The sequence below is a fragment of the Methanocalculus sp. genome (genome assembly GCF_029762515.1).
In the GTDB taxonomy this organism is placed as follows: domain Archaea; phylum Halobacteriota; class Methanomicrobia; order Methanomicrobiales; family Methanocorpusculaceae; genus Methanocalculus.
On the sequence record NZ_JARVGN010000413.1, the window covers coordinates 1 to 1,940 of the forward strand.

The 1,940-nt window shown below is 56.3% G+C and carries 2 protein-coding genes; both read right to left on the reverse strand.

Annotation, left to right across the window (positions count from 1 at the left end; genetic code table 11):
- Positions 1-253: 253 nt before the first annotated feature.
- Positions 254-1,162, reverse strand: a complete 909-nt coding sequence (locus tag QCH34_RS11620; RefSeq protein WP_300334364.1) for a hydantoinase/oxoprolinase family protein — start codon at positions 1,160-1,162, stop codon at positions 254-256.
- Positions 1,159-1,940 (reverse strand): ATP-grasp domain-containing protein (locus tag QCH34_RS11625; RefSeq protein WP_300334367.1); only part of this gene is annotated, 782 nt, incomplete at its 5' end. The genes QCH34_RS11620 and QCH34_RS11625, both read right to left, overlap by 4 nt.

Consider the following 1,940-nt stretch of genomic DNA (forward strand, 5'->3'; position numbering starts at 1 on the left):
TTACTGATATGTATGGTATACCCATTCCAAACCGGATCATATCGCTTTCAGGGCTCATCGCCGAGGGGCGTGCCGTCAAAGGGGCAGAACTGCTCGCCGCCCTCCGCCTCCCACCCACAGACCGGGCACCTTCTCGTTCCCCTACGCCTGAGAAAGAAGAGCGGGAAGAAGAATAGCAGGAAGAAGAACGGATACCCAAAGAGAAATGAGAGTGCCGTGATCGCAACCGATCCGGCAAGGAGAAGGAGCGGAATCAGATACCGTTTCGTTCTGCCACCTCTCGTACTGCATATGCAGGGAGTGCGTCGGCAAAGTGCCCAAGTTCATCGAAGAGATCGGTCCCGCCAAACGTACTTGAGATGAGGCGTGATCCGATCCCGCCTGCAAGGAGCGGCCGCTTCCCGATCCTCTTCAGCGACTCTTCAAGAAGGCTCCGTTCAGCCTTCCAGAATGCCTCGGCAATTGCTACCGCCCCTGCCTCACCGACCTCCTCCAGATCGGCACAGGCGGATCGTGCAAGGCGTGCAAGGCTCAGATCCCGGGTCGCCTCCTTTCCATCCGGTGTCGGAGTCGTATACTCCTCAGGAGTGATATGGCCAAGTACCAGGTGTGCATCCCCGGCAGATGCAAAGTACTCGGTTGAAAGTGGTGTCACTTCTCCATTAATTATCACTGAACGGAGGAGCGAGGCAACCGGTGTCCTGAGCATCCCACAGTAGATGAGATAGCCCTTCCTGAGACGGGTGAGATCGGTCTGTCCCAGCAGCTCCTCAAAGGGAAAGAGCGGTATGATATCGGCGGTGGTGCTCCCAAAGTCAACCAGCACCGAATCAGGATACCGATCCCTCAGGAGATCCGCAGATGCGAGCCAGTTTGCCGCTGCAAGTTCAGGCACCGGTTTGGTATGGAACCGCCCGTCAGTACCATAAAACCGTGCCTCCGGAAGCACCTCACGCACCGCGTTGACGATGAACGAAATCCCCTCATTCTTTGAATAGAAACAGTCTGCAAGCTCTCCGCTCATCACGACAGCAGCCGACCCGTCAAACTCCGAGAGGATCTCTGTGATAGGCGCCTCCTTCCAGAGAGGGCAGTACCGTATGATCACCTCGTCCCCATCGACGATCTTGGTATTTGCCCCTCCGATATCGATCCCGATCATTGCCTTATAATCCCACCATGTGTATCAAAAAGCACCGTTCCCTTCAGGTGAACCGGCTCCGGCTCAATCCCCTCGGACGCCTTGATCAGGAGGTCAGCTATCTCCTCTTCCATCACAGCGGCTATTCCGATTGCGCTTGTCGTGATCCGGGGATTCACATCGATGACGGTGATCCGGTCTCCGACAATCATATCAATACCGATGTACCCCTGGCAGCCGAGAGTTGTGACAACCTTCCGTGCAATCTCCCTGATCTCCTCTGCACGGGGATGATCCACCGGCGTCTCCCCGCCGAGGTAGGTGATCTTCCCCTCATCCATCGTAATCTTCTGGCGGTTGATGGCAAGGACAAACGGCGGTGCCCCGCTATAGAAACTGCATGCATCACCGACAACGCGGGATCCGATCACCGAGACCGAGATCTGATCTCCTGTCAGGATCTCCTGGCCAAACTCGCCATCCCCTGGTTCTTCATCCCCGATCCGGACATTGACAGAGCCCGATCCCCTGACCGGCTTGATCACCCGCATCCCGGCTGATACTTCCTTTGGGACATCAATGCCATGCTCAGCGAGAAGACTGGCGGTCAGCCTTTTATTGGCACAGACAGCTGCATTGGTACTGTCCGTTCCGACATTATGGGTAACCCCTTCCATCCTTCTCGTGAAATTTGCGAGGAGGTGATCGGGTGCGATCACGAGCCCGTACCTGCAATCGGGTGCAAGCCGTTCGATCTCATCCCCAAAATCCCCTTCGCCGGGGGATACCACGGTGTATC